Below are 15,491 nucleotides of genomic sequence, written 5' to 3'. Positions count from 1 at the left end.
GCTTTCCTTAGGAAGACTTAACCATGCAAAGGAAGAACAGGTTTGACAACCTCATCACAACATTACCTGGTTATCACTGCGCTGGGTGCTGACAGGCCGGGTATTGTGAACACCATCACCCGCCATGTGAGCAGCTGCGGCTGTAATATCGAGGACAGTCGTCTGGCTATGCTGGGCGAAGAGTTCACGTTTATTATGCTGCTGTCCGGGACATGGAATGCCATTACCCTTATCGAATCGACCCTGCCGCTCAAAGGTGCGGAGCTGGATTTGCTGATCGTGATGAAACGCACCACTGCTCGCCCACGTCCGGCCCTGCCCGCGACCGTCTGGGTGCAGGTTGAAGTCCCCGATTCACCCCATCTGATTGAGCGCTTCACCGCGTTATTTGACAGCCATCAGATGAATATTGCCGAACTCGTTTCCCGAACGCAGCCGGGTGACGGCAGCGCCATTCCCACCCTTTTTATTCAGATTACCGCGCACAGCCCTGCCTCGCAGGATGCGTCAAATATCGAGCAAGCGTTCAAAGCCCTCTGTACAGAATTAAACGCGCAAGGCAGTATAAGCGTCGTCAATTATTCGCAGCATGAACAGGATGGAGTTGAGTAATGAACCCACTGAAAGCCGGTGACATCGCACCGAAATTTAGCTTACCTGACCAGGATGGTGAGCAAGTAAATTTGACCGACTTCCAGGGACAGCGTGTTCTGGTCTATTTTTACCCGAAAGCCATGACCCCGGGCTGCACCGTACAGGCCTGCGGCTTACGCGACAACATGGACGAGTTGAAAAAAGTCGGCGTGGAAGTGCTGGGTATCAGCACCGATAAGCCAGAAAAGCTGTCACGATTTGCTGAAAAGGAGCTGCTTAACTTTACGCTGCTTTCTGACGAAGACCACCAGGTATGCGAGCAGTTTGGCGTCTGGGGCGAGAAGACCTTTATGGGCAAAACCTACGACGGCATTCACCGTATCAGCTTCCTGATTGACGCTGACGGTAAAGTTGAACATGTGTTTGATGACTTCAAAACCAGCAACCACCACGACGTGGTGCTGAACTGGCTCAAACAAAGCGCCTGATCGTTGGGCCGCGGCTTCGCCTGACCCGACCTACGCGGTAAATGCAATACGGTAACGCAGGTTACCGTTTTTGATATTTGCCCCTCTCCCCACGGGAGAGGGTATCAGGCCGCACAACTATCTACTTATCCTCAACCGCAGGCACATCCGGCCACGCGTGAACCACTGCTTTGATCAGCGTTGCCAGCGGAATGGCAAAGAACACACCCCAGAATCCCCACAGCCCGCCGAAAATCACCACGGATAAGATAATCACCAGCGGATGCAGGTTCACCGCTTCTGAGAACAGCACCGGCACCAGCAGGTTGCCATCCAGTCCCTGAATGATCAGGTACACCGCGAAGCAGCTCCAGAACTCGGTCCCCAGACCAAACTGGAACAGCGCAACGCCGACAACCGGAATGGTCACCACAAAGGCACCGATGTAGGGAATGAGCACCGACAGCCCCACCAGCACCGCCAGCAGCAGCGAGTAGTTAAGCCCGAAAATTAAAAAACCAATCCAGGTAGCCACACCCACCACAATCATCTCCAGCACTTTGCCGCGAATGTAGTTGGTGATCTGCTGGTTCATCTCTTCCCACACCTGCCCGGCCAGCCCGCGATTACGCGGCAGAATGCGCCGCACCGCGTTCAGCATCTGCTCTTTATCTTTGACGAGGAAGAAAACCATTAACGGAACGAGGACAAGGTAGACGGCCAGCGTGAGCAACCCTACCAGCGACGCCAGGGAATATTTCACCACGGAATCGCCCATTGTCATGATGCGGGCGCGCATGTTTTCGGCCATCGCATCAATGATCCCGGCATCCATCAGGGCGGGATATCGGCGCGGCAGCGTGGCGGCAAAATCAGAAAGCTTATTCAGCATGCCGGGCATATCGCGGATAAGGTAAATCCCCTGTTGCCAGGCCACAGGCATAACGACAAACGACATTAACAGCAGAATGCCGACAAACAGCACCAGGACGATACTGGTCGCCCAGCGACGGGAACAGCCTATATTTTCCAGACGCGCCGTTGGCCACTCCAGCAGGTACGCCAGCACAATCGCGACCAGCAGGGGGGCGAGAAGACCGCTGAAGAAGAACAGAATGCCGAACCCGGCGACGAGAATAACCAACAAAGCAATGGCTTCCGGGTCGCTAAACCGACGGCGGTACCACTGCATTAACATTTCGAGCATACAACCCTTCCCTGAATCGGATGGCGGGAGTGAGAACGTGAATTGTATCTAACTGTCACAAAAAAGACTTTCGCTTTTTGTCTCCCTGCCACGATCCGCAAAACCATGATGAATGGGATTTTCTTCATGCCTCAACACGGCTACACTCGCAGGGCAGTGGAGATGAACGATATGCCGGTTCATCGGTCAAATTAGCACATCCCAAATACAGGACAGTGGTTATGTTCAGGCAGTTGAGAAAAACACTGGTTGCGACACTGATTGCCGCACTGACGGTCGGTCAGGTGTTGCCAGCTTTCGCTGACTCGTCCGATTCATTGCCGGACATGGGCACTACAGCAGGAAGCACGCTCTCCATTGGGCAGGAAATGCAGATGGGGGATTATTACGTTCGTCAGCTGCGTGGCAGCGCGCCGCTGATTAACGACCCGTTGCTGGTTCAGTACATCAACGGGCTGGGCATGCGCCTGGTCGCGCACGCCAACTCGGTAAAAACCCCCTTCCACTTCTATTTAATCAATAATGACGAAATCAACGCCTTCGCCTTCTTTGGCGGCAACGTGGTGCTGCATTCGGCGTTATTCCGCTACTCTGATAACGAAAGTCAGCTGGCCTCGGTCATGGCGCACGAAATCTCTCACGTCACCCAGCGCCACCTTGCCCGTGCAATGGAAGACCAGAAGCGTAACGCTCCGCTGACCTGGGTTGGCGCATTGGGTTCCATCCTGCTGGCAATGGCCAGCCCACAGGCCGGGATGGCGGCGTTAACCGGTACGCTGGCGGGGACACGTCAGGGGATGATCAGTTTCACCCAGCAAAACGAACAGGAAGCGGATCGTATTGGCATTCAGGTGCTGCAACGTTCGGGCTTTGACCCGCAGGCCATGCCGAGCTTCCTCGAAAAACTGCTCGACCAGGCGCGCTACTCCTCCCGTCCGCCGGAAATTTTGCTGACGCACCCCTTACCAGAAAGCCGTCTGTCGGATGCGCGTAACCGTGCCAACCAGATGCGCCCGGTCGTGGTTCAGTCGTCGCAGGATTTCTACATGGCAAAAGTGCGAACGCTTGGCATGTACAATTCCGGGCGTAACCAACTGACCAGCGACCTACTGGATGCGCTGGCGAAAGGCAACGTGCGTGAGAAAAACGCGGCTCAGTATGGCCAGGCGTTACAGGCGATGGAAGCCAGCAAATATGACGAAGCGCGTAAAACGCTGCAGCCACTTCTCGCCGCCGATCCGAATAACCCGTGGTATCTCGATCTCGCCACGGATATCGATCTGGGGCAGAAAAAAGCCACCGATGCGATTAATCGCCTGAAAGGGGCAAAAGAGGTGCGGACTAACCCGGTGCTTCAGCTTAACCTGGCGAATGCTTACTTACAGGGTGGTCAGCCTGCTGAAGCGGCGAACATTCTGAACCGCTACACCTTTAACAATAAAGACGATCAGAACGGCTGGGATCTGCTTGCCCAGGCAGAAGCGCAGCTGGGCAACCGCGATCAGGAGCTTGCGGCACGCGCCGAAGGCTTTGCCCTGGCGGGACGTCTTGATCAGGCGATTTCCCTCCTGAGCAGTGCCAGTTCACAGGTTAAGCTCGGCAGTCTGCAGCAGGCCCGTTACGATGCGCGTATCGATCAGCTTCGCGGTCTGCAGCAGCGCTTTAAGCCGTACGAGAAGATGTAATAAAGGAGAATTCAGGTCATGACAGACGCGGTAAAAATCTACCACAACCCACGCTGCTCGAAGAGCCGCGACACCCTTAGCCTGCTGAAGTCGAACGGCATTGACCCGGAAGTGGTGCTGTATCTGGAGACACCGCCCGATGCACAGACGCTTCGTCAGCTGCTGCACATGCTGGGAATGGGCAGTGCCAGAGAGCTAATGCGCCAGAAAGAGGAGCTGTATACGTCGCTCAATCTGAATGACAATCGTCTAACCGAGGCTGAGCTGATTCAGGCGATGGTTGAAAATCCGAAACTGATTGAGCGCCCCATTGTGGTCGCAAACGGTCAGGCGCGTATTGGACGCCCGCCGGAAGAGGTGCTCGAGATTCTCTAATCCTTACGCCGCAGCGCTTCCAGAAAGGCCTGCGGCGTGCTCTCTCCCAGCTTTTTCTGCGCTTTACCCCGATTGTAAAACTCGCACATCTCGATCAACACCTGCCCTAACGGAACAGCATTCACTCGTGGAATGATGTCGCCGAGCGGTACCGCAACCTGCACGGCCTTGTGCCTGGTCGACTGTACTTTTACGACAGGTTCCCCCACGGGTAAGTCGGGTTCAAAACCGAAAGTCTCAACAGATTGGATATCAGCCGGACAGGCGTTCAGCAACTCACGCATCCAGTTGTTCAGCAGCTGTGATGAAATTCCCGCATAGAGCCGGGCATAACACCAGCCGCTCACCGGTTCGCGCCCCCACAGCAGATGCTGCTCCCCGCCATCATCCATATGCAGCGATAAAGGCTGGTGATGCACCAGTAGTTTTGTGGGTAAAACGCCTGCCTTTAGCGCTTTTTTCCCCTGAAGTTCAACGCCTTTGCGTTTCGCAGGAGCGGGACGGAGATAACGGTTCAGCGTCGCCCGCGAAACGGAAATCCCCAGCACCGCGTTAACCAGCAGCAGCAGTTCATCCAGCGGTGCACCCGTGATATCACGCAGCGCATTGACGAGGTCAACCTGCTCTTGTCTCATCGCTTTGTGTATCATTTTTGGGATCGTATGGTTGTCAGAAACCCGATCGCGATTGCGCCATCGCCGCACGGTCGTCACGGAAATACCCAGCTCCGTAGCCAGTTCTCTGTCGCTTTTATCGGATTGTTGCAGATAGCGACGGATCCGCGGCGTGGTGGTGGCATTGGCGTGCAATTTGATTTCCATCGCTGTAACTCCATAACCAATCTCATGAGATTTATAATATCTTAGCGAGTGCTTTGTGACTTGTTTCACCTTTCAGCCACCGCGCTTCACTGATAATCCACAGACATAACATAACAACACCCCTCAATCTTGTACGGAGTTCACAATGAACAATGTTCTGGGATTTCTTGAAGCAAAACTGATGCCGCTGGCGGCCAAAACCGCGCAACAGCGGCATCTGGGCGCCATACGCGGGGCCTATGTTTCCTTCATGCCGTTTATCATCGTCGGCTCGATTCTGCTGGTCATCTCCTCTTTTCCGAACCAAACCTATCAGCAGTTTATGTCTCAGGCATTTGGTGAAAGCTGGAGTGCCATCATTGAAATTCCGTTTAACGCGGTGTTCTCAACCATGTCGCTGTTTATCAGCTTCCTGGTGGCGTTTCGCCTGGCTGAACACTACGGCGAAGATCGCATTTCCTGCGGCATTCTGGCTCTGGTCGCCTTTTTAATCCTGACACCTTTTATCAAAGTGGCCGAAAACGGCGGTATCACGGTCATGCCGGTGGAGTGGATTGGCAGCAAAGGGCTGTTCGTGGCGATGATTGGCTCTCTGCTGTGGACGGAGCTGTTCTGCTGGCTGAAGCGCAAAAAGCTGGTCATCAGAATGCCTGATGGCGTGCCGCCGGCGGTGCAGGAGTCGTTCGCCGCGCTGATCCCGGCCCTGCTGGTAATGATTCTGGTGCTTATTATCCGCATCATTTTCGAAAATACCCACTACAACACCATTCACCAGTTTATTTACGAAGTGGTCGCCACGCCGGTTCGCCACTACGGGACCTCTTATTTCGGCGCGCTGATGACGGTGTTCAGCATCACCATTCTGTGGTCTGTGGGCATTAACTCCGGCTCAATGATCAACGGCATCATTCGCCCGCTGTGGATGGAGAACCAGACCGATAACATCGCCGCCATTCAGGCGGGTACGACGCCGCCGCACATTATCACCGAACAGTTTTTTGACATGATCTGGATGGGTGGCGCAGGGGCAACGCTCTCGCTGGTGATTGCGATGCTGATTTTTGCCCGCAGCAAAAACATGCGCGAGGTGGCGCGTCTCGGCGCGGGGGCCTCGGTGTTTAACATCAACGAGCCGATTCTGTTTGGCCTGCCGGTTATCATGAACCCCATCATGCTGATCCCGTTCAATCTGGTGCCGCTGGTCCTGGTTACCGTGCAATATGCTGCGATGAAAATGGGTGCCGTCGCTGTGACCACCGGGGTGTTTATCCCCTGGACGTTACCGCCGGTGATCAGCGGGTTTATCGTCACGGGGCATCTCAGCGGCAGTGTGATGCAGCTTATCAACCTGCTGATTGGCGCCATGCTGTATCTGCCTTTCATGCGTATCGTGGATAAACAATACCGCGCCGCGGAGATTGCCACCGTGACGCAAACCGACCCAACCCTTGCAAAACAGGAGTAAAGCATGTGGGGAATTATCGCAACCTGGCGAATGGCGCTTGAAGGGATCACGGAGTCTGCGTCCGCGCTGGCTGCGGGGAAACCGGTAGCAGAAGCGGTGGTCGATGCCGTTGCTGCCGTCGAGGACTTCCCGTTGTATAAATCCGTCGGCTACGGCGGGCTGCCAACCGAAAATGGCGAAGTCGAACTGGACGCGGCGTATATGGATGGCGATACGCTTGCGTTTGGGGCCGTGGGAGATCTGGTTGATATTGCGAACCCGGTACGTGTCGCCCATGCGCTAAGCCGCCAGCGCTATAACAGCCTGCTGGTCGGCCAGGGCGCGCGCGAATGGGCGCTGAGTCAGGGGTTTGCCGACAAAACCATGCTTACCGACCGCGCGATGCAGCATTACCGTAAGCGCTGCCGGGAGACGCTGGACAAAGGCTTAAGCCCGTACGATGGGCATGACACCGTCGGGATTATTGGCCTCGACAAAATGGGGTCGATGAGCGTGGCGACCTCCACCAGCGGTCTGTTTATGAAAAAGCGCGGCCGTATTGGCGACTCGCCGATTATCGGGTCCGGCTTTTACTGCGACAGTGAAACCGGTGCCGCCACCGCCACCGGCGTGGGGGAAGACCTGATGAAAGGCTGCACCAGCTACGAGATTGTTCGCCGCATGGCACAGGGCATGTCACCGCAGCAGGCGGCGGACTCGGTGGTCTTCGAACTGGAAGACAAACTGATGTCGCGCTTTGGCCGCGCGGGCGATCTCTCGGTGGTGTGCATGAATAATAAAGGCGAATTCGGCGCCGCAACCAACATCAAAACCTTCTCATTTGTGGTGGCAACGGCCCGCCAGCCTCTCACCGTATTTCGCGCCGAGCGCCTGCGGGAAAAAACGCACTATCAGCCCGTGGATGAGGAATGGATGCAGGCCTATGCCGCGCGGATCCGCGCGCCAGTTGAGGAGTCACAATGATTACCTTTAAGCTTATCACCGACCTTGCAGACGCAAAGCCCCAGAGTCATCTTATTGCCCGGGCCGCCTGCGCGTTACTGCCGGACACCGCACTCATCGCTGAAATGCATGAACAAAACGCCGTCGCAGATACCCGCTTTGGCTGTGCTCCGTTTGCCAGAATCACGCTGCTGCCGGATGCGCTCTGGCAGGACAGTCTGACAGAAGGGTTACTCGCCGCCCTCCGTCCACTACTGGCAGCGCCGGTCAGCGCCGATGTGGTACTGGATGTCACGGATATTGACGAGGTGGTGCTGACGCAGGTTCTGCGTTTTCTCTTTAACCAGGCGTATGACCTTCGCGATCTGCAGCTTAAGAAAACCGATGGCAAAAGCGTTCGCCTTCGCCATGTCACCGCCCTGTGTCATCCGCAACAGCGTGAAAGGCTGGACGCTCTCTTCCAGCAACAGCAGGCCATTGCCCGAGGAATGGTCGCCGCGCGACGTCTGGCGGATATGCCGTCCGATCGCTGTACGCCGCAGTATGTCGTCGACGAAGCGCAAAAGCTGTGCGCCGCCTTCCCCGCCCTGCGGTGTGAAGTGCTTGATGAAAAGCAAATTATTGAACAGGGTCTGGGGCTTCTGCATGCCGTCGGTAAAGGCGCGACCTGTCCACCGCGGCTGCTGGCCATTCACTATAACGGCATCGCTGATGGCCCGGTACGCTGTTACGTGGGCAAAGGCATAACGTTTGATACCGGTGGCCTGTGGCTGAAGGAAGGCGCGGGCATGTACACCATGAAATATGACATGTGCGGGGCAGCGAACGTGCTCGGGTTGATGCTGAGCGTGGCAGAACTCGGCCTGCCGGTTCGTATTATGGGCGTACTGGCGCTGGCGGAAAACGCCATAGGACCGGATGCGATGCAGCCGGGCACGGTGGCCAGCGCCTGTAACGGTATCACGATTGAAATCAACAATACCGATGCCGAAGGCCGGTTGGTACTGGCGGATGCGATCGCCTGGGCCAGCCAGCGTCATCCGCAGGCTCGCTATATTATTGATATGGCGACCTTAACCGGTGCCGTCGTGAAAGCGCTGGGGTACGAGCTGAGTGGGTTAATGACGCAGGACGAAGCGCTGCGTCAGGCGCTCACCCGCGCGGGGAAACGGAGCGGTGATGAGGTGTGGTCCCTGCCGCTGGATGCACGGTTAAAAAAACAGACCGACAGCGCCATTGCCGACCTGTGCAATACCCCACCCAATAATGCGGCGATCAGCGCATCGGCGGCCTGGCTGTTACACCATTTTTGCCCGCCGACCATTCCATGGGCCCATCTGGATATTAGCGGCACGGCGCTGTGGCGTGAGAACGGAAAAAGCGTGGCCTCGGGCAGACCCATTCCACTTCTGGTTGAGCATTTGCTGGAAGACAGGTGAGTTTTAGCCAGTGGCGCTGGTTCTCCCTCTGCGCCAGGCAGAGGGAGAAAAGCGCATCACAGCTTCAGAATATCTTTTACAAAAGGAATGGTCAGCTTGCGCTGCGCGGTAATCGAAGCGCGATCGAGCTGATCGAGCGTATCAAAGAGCGTGCGCATTTCCCGGTCCAGGCGCTTGAGCAGGAAACGCCCCACGTCTTCCGGGAGTTCAAAGCCGCGCAATCTTGCGCGCAGCTGTAACGCCTGAAGTTTGTCTTCATCCGACAGCGGCTGCAGCTTGTAGATTTGCCCCCAGTCCAGACGGGAAGCCAGATCCGGCAGCCCCAGATTCAGCTGGCGCGGCGGACGATCGCCGGTGATCAGCAGCCGGGTTTTCCCCGACTCCAGAATGCGGTTATAGAGGTTAAAGATCGCCATTTCCCACGGCTCATCCCCCGCCACACATTCGATATTATCGATGCAGACCAGTGAGAGATGTTCCATTCCCTCCATGACTTCAGGCACAAACCATGTACGTTTATCCAGCGGCACATAGCCTACCGCATCACCCCGCGCGGAAAGCTCCGCACAGGCGGCATGCAACAGGTGGCTGCGCCCCGCGCCTTCGCGTGACCAGATATAGATGTATCCGCTGTGTTCCTGACGCAGCACGTTTTGCAGTGCAGCCAGTAAAGAGGGGTTATCACCCGGCCAGAAACTCGCAAAAGTTTCGTCGTCAGGGAGATAAAGTGGCAGAGAGAGCTGTGCCGGTCCGTTCAGAAGTACCTCAACCAGATCTTACATAAAATCGGCGGTGAGTTTAGCACGGAACGTGCAAGGAGAGAACCGGGCGGATCGTCCGCCCGGTTTTACGATCAATGTGACGCTTTTTCGCTGTCTTCGGCATCCAGCACCACTTCTTCCGGGCGCAGGACGGAGATCAGTTTGAAGATCAGGCTCAGGCCCACACCCACGATGGTCGCGAGCGCCATGCCTTTCAGTTCAGCCGCACCGATGTGCACCTTCGCGCCGCTCACGCCGATGATCAGGATCACGGAGGTGAGGATCAGGTTTTGCGCTTTGCTGTAGTCCACTTTCGATTCAATCAGCACGCGAATACCGGACGCGCCGATCACACCGTACAGCAGCAGAGAGACGCCTCCCATTACCGGTACCGGAATGATCTGGATAGCCGCCGCCAGTTTGCCCACGCAGGAGAGCAGGATGGCGATGATTGCCGCGCCGCCAATAACCCAGGTACTGTAGACACGGGTAATCGCCATCACGCCGATGTTCTCACCGTAGGTGGTGTTAGGCGTAGAACCAAAGAAACCGGAGATAATGGTAGAGAGGCCATTAGCAAACATCGAGCGGTGCAGACCCGGGTCGCGGATCAGGTCACGTTTAACGATGTTTGCCGTCACCACCAGGTGACCTACGTGCTCAGCAATAACCACCAGCGCCGCGGGCAGGATCGTGAAAATGGCAAACCATTCAAAGCGTGGCGTATAGAAGGTTGGCAGTGCGAACCAGTGCGCTTCAGCAATGGGCGTGGTATCAACAACACCCATCACGAAGGAGAGCGCATACCCCGCCAGCACACCGATCAGGATCGGGATAATTGCCATAAAACCGCGGAACAGCACGGAACCAAATACCGTTACGCCCAGTGTCACCATCGAGATAATGATGGTTTTGGAATCCGGTGACTGCCCGTCAGCAGGCAGCAGGCCAGCCATATTGGCCGCCACGCCCGCCAGCTCCAGACCGATGACGGCGACAATGGCCCCCATTGCGGCTGGCGGGAACATAACGTCCAGCCAGCCGGTACCGGCCTTCTTCACAATGAAAGAGACCAGGCAGAAGAGGACGCCACACATAATGAAGCCGCCCAGCGCCACTTCATACCCCAGCGGCAGCAACAGCAGAACCGGTGAAATAAAGGCGAAGCTTGAGCCGAGATAGGCAGGGATTTTGCCTTTACAGATAAAGAGGTAAAGCAGCGTACCCACACCGTTGAACAACAGCACGGTAGCCGGGTTAATGTGAAACAGGATTGGCACCAGCACGGTTGCGCCAAACATGGCGAACAGGTGCTGCAGACTAAGCGGGATTGTCTGTAAAAGCGGCGGTCTTTCACTCACCCCGATAGCACGGCGCGTCATAGTGTTTTCCTCTGAGTAGTATTGTTGTTGGCGTTTTATTCAAAAAAAAGCCGACTATCAAAGTCGGCTTCATTATCGTTATTCGATTATTTAGTACCAAAAATCTTATCGCCGGCATCGCCAAGCCCCGGGATGATGTACCCGTGCTCATTCAGCCCCTGGTCGATAGACGCGGTATAGAGTTCGATGTCCGGGTGCGCTTTTTCCAGCGCCGCGATACCTTCTGGTGCAGCAACCAGCACCAGCACTTTGATGCTGCTGCAACCGGCTTTTTTCAGCAGGTCGATGGTGGCAATCATTGAACCGCCGGTCGCCAGCATCGGGTCAACCACCAGGGCCATACGCTCGTCGATGTTAGACACCAGCTTCTGGAAGTACGGTACCGGCTCCAGGGTCTCTTCGTCGCGGTAGACCCCGACCACGCTGATGCGCGCGCTTGGCACGTGCTCCAGCACGCCTTCCATCATGCCGAGGCCGGCACGCAGGATGGGCACAACGGTAATTTTCTTACCTTTGATCTGCTCAACCTGAACCGGGCCGTTCCAGCCCTCGATGGTCACTTTTTCCGTTTCCAGGTCAGAGGTCGCTTCATAGGTCAGCAGGCTGCCGACTTCAGAAGCCAGTTCGCGAAAACGCTTCGTGCTGATGTCATGCTCACGCATCAGGCCCAGCTTGTGTTTAACGAGTGGGTGCTTCACTTCCACAATCTTCATTCTCTTTCTCCTCTGAGGGGGCAACCGCAAAAAAATCGCGGGATTATACCGCTTTTTTCGGATTGCACCATACCCAACTTGCTTGACGTACATCAAGCAAAGTGTTTTAGAGGCAAAAAAGCCGGAGGGCAAGCTCCGGCTTTTTGCGTTTTTACTCTGCTGGAATTAAAGAGTGTCGCCGTTGCTGGCTATCACCTGCTTATACCAGTCAAACGACTTCTTCTTACTGCGGTTCAGGGTGCCGTTACCTTCATTGTCTTTGTCGACAAAGATAAAGCCGTAGCGTTTTTTCATTTCACCCGTTCCGGCAGACACCAGGTCGATACAGCCCCACGGGGTATACCCCATCAGATCAACACCATCTTCGACCACCGCTTTTTTCATTTCGCGGATGTGCGCGGCAAGGTAATCAATACGGTACTGGTCATTTACCGAACCGTCGCTCTCCTGCACGTCGATGGCGCCAAAGCCGTTCTCCACGATGAACAGGGGCAGCTGATAGTGATCCCAGAACCAGTTCAGGGAGTAACGCAGGCCCACCGGATCAATCTGCCAGCCCCAGTCAGATTTCTGCACGTACGGGTTGGAGACCAGGCTCTTGCTTTCGTCGTAATCCAGCTCCGGGTTATCCGCCGTCGCTTTGGTGGCGAAAGACATGTAATAGCTAAAGCCAATGTAATCGACACACCCCTGCGTCAGCGCCGCGTTATCTTCTTCTGTGATATCCAGCGTGAAACCGCGACGAGCAAAGTAGTTAAGCAGATGCTGTGGATACTTGCCGCGCACGTGGACATCGGTGAACCAGTAGCGACGGTGCATGGCATTCATCGCCATCATCATATCGTCCGGGGCACAGGTTAGCGGATAGATTGGACACATGGCAATCATGCAGCCGATCCGCAGCGACGGGTTAATGTCGCGCCCGGCCTTCACCGCCAGGGCGCTGGCCACCAGCTCATAGTGTGCCGCCTGGAACATTACCGGTTCGCGGTCTTCGCCCGGCTCGTACTTCAGACCGGAGTTGGTAAACGGTGCAAAGTCTTCGTGGAAGTTGGCCTGGTTATTGATCTCGTTAAAGGTCATCCAGTACTTCACTTTATGCTGGTAACGTCTGAACACAACCTCCGCAAAGCGAACAAAGAAGTCGATCAGCTTACGGTTACGCCAGCCACCGTATTCGGTGACAAGGTGGAACGGCATCTCGAAATGGGAAAGGGTAATAACCGGCTCGATGCCATACTTCAGGCACTCGTCAAACAGGTCGTCATAGAATTTCAGGCCAGCTTCGTTAGGCTCCAGCTCGTCCCCTTTCGGGAAGATACGCGTCCAGGCGATGGAGGTACGGAAGCATTTGAAGCCCATCTCGGCAAAGAGTTTGATGTCCTCTTTATAGCGATGGTAGAAATCGATGGCTTCATGGTTAGGGTAATTTTTCCCTGGCAGCACGCCGTTGGTGATTTCACGCGGCACGCCGTGCGCGCCGGCGGTCATCACATCGGCAACGCTGATCCCCTTACCGCCCTCGTTCCAGCCCCCTTCCAGCTGATGCGCTGCGACCGCACCACCCCACAGAAAATCTGCTTTGAATCCAGACATACACTTTCCCTCATTCTGCGTTATTTTCTGCAAAAACAATTACAGAAACCGGTTTCATCCTGATGATGTGCAAAGGGGCTTTCTGTTGCAAGGAGAAAACCGAAACCGGTTTCATTTTCGTGAACAGACTCAACTTTAGGCGCATTCGCAGGGCCTGCTGAAAAAAAAATCCTCTCGCCGAGAATAGGCTCGCAAACGTTTGCCTGGACTGTTAGAATTGCGCCGATTTTTCTTACTAGCTATGCAATCGCGTGGGGACTTGAGCCGTGACCAACAAAACTTCTCTCAGCTACAAAGATGCCGGTGTTGATATTGACGCAGGTAATGCGCTGGTTGACCGAATCAAAGGTGTGGTGAAAAAAACCCGCCGCCCGGAAGTGATGGGTGGTCTGGGTGGATTCGGCGCACTGTGCGCGCTGCCGCAAAAATATCGTGAACCTGTTCTGGTCTCGGGTACTGATGGTGTAGGGACGAAACTGCGCCTGGCGATGGATTTAAAACGTCACGACACGATCGGTATCGATCTGGTCGCGATGTGTGTTAACGACCTGGTGGTTCAGGGCGCAGAGCCGCTGTTCTTCCTGGATTACTACGCGACCGGAAAACTGGACGTGGATACCGCAGCAAGCGTCATTAACGGCATTGCCGAAGGGTGTCTGCAGTCTGGCTGTGCGCTGGTCGGTGGTGAAACCGCCGAAATGCCCGGTATGTATCACGGCGAAGATTATGACGTCGCAGGCTTCTGCGTTGGCGTAGTAGAAAAATCAGAAATTATCGACGGCAGTAAAGTGGCTGATGGTGATGTGCTGATCGCGTTGGCCTCCAGCGGCCCGCACTCGAACGGCTACTCTCTGGTGCGTAAAATCCTCGACGTGAGCGGCAGCGATCCACTGACCACCGAGCTTGATGGCAAGCCACTGGCTGACCATTTGCTGGCGCCGACCCGCATCTACGTGAAAAACGTGCTGGAGCTGATTGAGAAGGTTGACGTTCACGCTATTGCCCACCTGACCGGTGGCGGCTTCTGGGAAAACATTCCGCGCGTCCTGCCGGACAACACCCAGGCGGTGATTGACGAATCGTCCTGGCAGTGGCCGTCCGTCTTTAACTGGCTGCAGACTGCGGGCAACGTGAGTTCACACGAGATGTACCGCACCTTTAACTGTGGCGTGGGCATGGTTATCGCGCTGCCAGCAAGCGAAGCGGATAAGGCGATTACGCTGCTGACCGACAAAGGTGAAAACGCGTGGAAAATCGGTATTATCAAAGCATCCGATTCCGAACAGCGTGTGGTCATTGAATGAAAAACATTGTGGTGCTCATTTCCGGTAACGGAAGCAATTTGCAGGCGATAATTGACGCCTGCAAACAGAAGAAAATCAACGGCACCATTCGGGCAGTATTCAGCAATAAGGCCGACGCGTTCGGCCTTGAACGTGCCCGGGAAGAGAACATTCCCGCGCACGCGCTGGAAGCCAGCCAGTACTCCGGACGTGAAGCGTTTGACCGGGAACTGGTTCAGGAGATTGATGCCTACGCGCCTGACGTTGTCGTGCTGGCGGGGTATATGCGTATCCTGAGCCCGGCCTTTGTCGGGCACTACGCTGGACGTCTGCTGAATATCCACCCTTCCCTCCTGCCGAAGTATCCCGGCCTGCACACCCATCGTCAGGTTCTGGAAAACGGCGATGAAGAGCACGGTACCTCCGTGCATTTCGTTACCGACGAGCTGGACGGCGGGCCGGTGATCCTGCAGGCAAAAGTGCCGGTCTTTGAAGGTGACAGCGAAGACGATGTTACCGAACGCGTGCAGACGCAGGAACACGCCATTTATCCTCTGGTGGTAAGCTGGTTTGTTGACGGGCGTCTTCAGATGCGCGACGGTGCCGCCTGGCTGGACGGCGTCAGGCTCCCTGCACAGGGTTATGCCGCTGACGAGTAGTTTGTTTGATGTGCCCGGCGGCGCGACGCCTGCACGGGCCTGTGGTCTTCACTGTCGGGTGAGCACCGCGCTTCCCGACATGCCCTTCCCCCAACCCTCTAA

The 15,491-nt window shown here is 55.7% G+C and carries 15 protein-coding genes; 9 read left to right on the top strand and 6 right to left on the bottom strand.

Annotated elements, in window-relative coordinates:
• The first annotated feature begins 42 nt into the window (after positions 1-42).
• Together L466_RS14880 and bcp are read left to right on the top strand one after the other, a co-directional pair.
• Positions 43-612, top strand: a complete 570-nt coding sequence (locus tag L466_RS14880) for a glycine cleavage system transcriptional repressor (protein ID WP_014171118.1) — start codon at positions 43-45, stop codon at positions 610-612.
• The gene (gene bcp, locus L466_RS14885) at positions 612-1,082 is read left to right on the top strand and encodes a thioredoxin-dependent thiol peroxidase (RefSeq protein WP_014171119.1); all 471 of its coding nucleotides are present in this window, start codon (positions 612-614) and stop codon (positions 1,080-1,082) included. Before L466_RS14880 ends, bcp begins: the two co-directional genes overlap by 1 nt.
• 121 nt (positions 1,083-1,203) lie before the next feature.
• Here bcp and L466_RS14890 read toward each other — a convergent pair whose 3' ends face one another.
• On the bottom strand, positions 1,204-2,268 hold the full coding sequence (locus L466_RS14890; protein WP_014171120.1) for an AI-2E family transporter: 1,065 nt from the start codon (positions 2,266-2,268) through the stop codon (positions 1,204-1,206).
• A 221-nt stretch (positions 2,269-2,489) separates the two neighbouring features.
• Between L466_RS14890 and bepA the strand changes: the two genes are divergently transcribed.
• Both bepA and arsC read left to right on the top strand, forming a co-directional pair.
• Complete coding sequence (gene bepA, locus L466_RS14895; protein ID WP_032680513.1) at positions 2,490-3,953, top strand: beta-barrel assembly-enhancing protease; 1,464 nt, start codon at positions 2,490-2,492, stop codon at positions 3,951-3,953.
• Between the two features lie 18 nt (positions 3,954-3,971).
• Positions 3,972-4,328, top strand: a complete 357-nt coding sequence (arsC, locus tag L466_RS14900; protein ID WP_032680512.1) for an arsenate reductase (glutaredoxin) — start codon at positions 3,972-3,974, stop codon at positions 4,326-4,328.
• Here arsC and L466_RS14905 read toward each other — a convergent pair.
• Positions 4,325-5,149: a helix-turn-helix domain-containing protein gene (locus L466_RS14905; RefSeq protein ID WP_032680510.1), complete on the bottom strand. Its 825-nt coding sequence runs from the start codon at positions 5,147-5,149 to the stop codon at positions 4,325-4,327. The genes arsC and L466_RS14905 overlap by 4 nt on opposite strands.
• Positions 5,150-5,294: 145 nt before the next feature.
• Here L466_RS14905 and celB point away from each other — a divergent pair, with 145 nt between their 5' ends.
• From celB to L466_RS14920, 3 genes are read left to right on the top strand one after another with little or no spacing between them, the layout of a single operon-like run.
• Positions 5,295-6,614 (top strand): PTS cellobiose transporter subunit IIC, encoded by a 1,320-nt coding sequence (gene celB, locus L466_RS14910; RefSeq protein WP_014171124.1) that lies wholly within the window; start codon positions 5,295-5,297, stop codon positions 6,612-6,614.
• Between the two features lie 3 nt (positions 6,615-6,617).
• Positions 6,618-7,577 carry a N(4)-(beta-N-acetylglucosaminyl)-L-asparaginase gene (locus tag L466_RS14915; RefSeq protein ID WP_032680507.1) on the top strand — a complete coding sequence of 320 codons (960 nt, stop codon included), beginning with the start codon at positions 6,618-6,620 and terminating at the stop codon, positions 7,575-7,577.
• Entirely contained in the window at positions 7,574-8,995 is a 1,422-nt protein-coding gene (locus tag L466_RS14920; RefSeq protein ID WP_032680506.1) for a leucyl aminopeptidase family protein, read from the top strand. Before L466_RS14915 ends, L466_RS14920 begins: the two co-directional genes overlap by 4 nt.
• A gap of 56 nt (positions 8,996-9,051) precedes the next feature.
• Here L466_RS14920 and L466_RS14925 read toward each other — a convergent pair whose 3' ends face one another.
• The 4 genes from L466_RS14925 to L466_RS14940 form a co-directional block, all read right to left on the bottom strand.
• The gene (locus L466_RS14925) at positions 9,052-9,753 is read right to left on the bottom strand and encodes a DnaA inactivator Hda (RefSeq protein ID WP_212479862.1); all 702 of its coding nucleotides are present in this window, start codon (positions 9,751-9,753) and stop codon (positions 9,052-9,054) included.
• Between the two features lie 95 nt (positions 9,754-9,848).
• Positions 9,849-11,138, bottom strand: a complete 1,290-nt coding sequence (gene uraA / locus L466_RS14930; protein WP_014171128.1) for a uracil permease — start codon at positions 11,136-11,138, stop codon at positions 9,849-9,851.
• Between the two features lie 86 nt (positions 11,139-11,224).
• The gene (upp, locus tag L466_RS14935; protein WP_020883061.1) at positions 11,225-11,851 is read right to left on the bottom strand and encodes a uracil phosphoribosyltransferase; all 627 of its coding nucleotides are present in this window, start codon (positions 11,849-11,851) and stop codon (positions 11,225-11,227) included.
• Between the two features lie 165 nt (positions 11,852-12,016).
• Positions 12,017-13,447 (bottom strand): 6-phospho-beta-glucosidase, encoded by a 1,431-nt coding sequence (locus L466_RS14940; RefSeq protein WP_020883060.1) that lies wholly within the window; start codon positions 13,445-13,447, stop codon positions 12,017-12,019.
• Positions 13,448-13,713: 266 nt separating this feature from the next.
• On the opposite strand from L466_RS14940, the gene purM reads away from it, so the two are divergent.
• Both purM and purN read left to right on the top strand, forming a co-directional pair.
• Entirely contained in the window at positions 13,714-14,751 is a 1,038-nt protein-coding gene (gene purM, locus L466_RS14945) for a phosphoribosylformylglycinamidine cyclo-ligase (RefSeq protein ID WP_014171131.1), read from the top strand.
• Entirely contained in the window at positions 14,748-15,389 is a 642-nt protein-coding gene (gene purN, locus L466_RS14950) for a phosphoribosylglycinamide formyltransferase (protein ID WP_032680505.1), read from the top strand. The genes purM and purN overlap by 4 nt, the downstream gene beginning before the upstream one ends.
• Positions 15,390-15,491: the final 102 nt, after the last annotated feature.

Source organism: Enterobacter sp. BIDMC 30 (assembly GCF_000534355.1).
GTDB lineage: Bacteria > Pseudomonadota > Gammaproteobacteria > Enterobacterales > Enterobacteriaceae > Enterobacter > Enterobacter ludwigii.
The sequence above is the reverse complement of the archived record's forward strand: the minus strand, read 5'-3'. Positions and strand labels throughout refer to the sequence as shown.